Origin of the sequence: Synechococcus sp. R55.2 (genome assembly GCF_047462075.1) — a bacterium.
Classification (GTDB): domain Bacteria; phylum Cyanobacteriota; class Cyanobacteriia; order Thermostichales; family Thermostichaceae; genus Thermostichus.
This window is the reverse complement of the sequence record NZ_JANSIH010000167.1, coordinates 1-838: the sequence shown is the minus strand read 5'-3', so window position 1 is coordinate 838 and position 838 is coordinate 1. Positions and strand designations below refer to the sequence as shown.

The 838-nt window shown below is 58.7% G+C and carries 1 protein-coding gene; it reads right to left on the bottom strand.

The features are described 5' to 3' along the window. The coding region (locus tag NW838_RS05830) for a prohibitin family protein (RefSeq protein ID WP_414427679.1) at positions 1–578 on the bottom strand (578 nt) is incomplete at its 3' end. Positions 579–838: the final 260 nt, after the last annotated feature.

Here is an 838-nt window from a genome sequence, read left to right as displayed (position 1 = left end):
TGTTTTTCCAGCTCTGCTTTTTCCACGAGGAAGCGTTCCCGCTCTTTCTCTTGCTCGGCAATTTGCTTTTGCTCGATGGCCGTTTGGAATTGGTCGGAGAAGCGGACATTGCGCAGCAGCACGTTTTGCAAGATCAGGTCATTCTCAGCAAAAATGCTGGAGAGCTGCCGCTCCACATTTTCCTGGATCTGCTCGCGTTCTTCCGAGAAAACGGCGATGGCGCGGTGCAAAGCCAGTTCATTGCGCACCACCGTCCGCACCTCTGGGCGAATCACTTTGTCCACGTAGGAAGGGCCAATGGTCTGGTGCAGGTGGGCCACTTGGTCGGGATCCAAGCGAAAGCGCACCGAGACATCGAGGGAGATCTGCTGGCCGTCGGCGCTGAGCACTTTCAACGCATCATCCCCCTGGTTTTCGGAGCGTTGGGAGGCCATGGTGTAGGTTTGGGTGCGCACGTCGTAGAAGATAGGCGTTTCCACCAGCGGCAGCAGGAGGTGCAGCCCTTCTCCCAGCGGCTGCGGCTTCAGGCGCGTCAGGGAGTTGAACACCACGGCCCGTGTGCCGGCAGGCACCACCACCAAGCACTGCAGCTAGGTGGCCAAGAGGATCAGCAGCAATGCCCCACCCACCAAGGGAATCCAGGACAAAGCGGGAAGTTCAAAAGCAGGACGACGGGGGTGGGCCGATTTCACAGGTGTGTTACCCAAAAACCTAAAGAACTCGAACAGGTGCCCCGGGGATGGCCGGCCAAGCTCTTCTTGAGCTTAACCCAAGGCCGCAGCCAAGATCTGATAGGCCAGTTTGGCGACGGTGCAGGCACTGCGGCGATCGGTTTCCC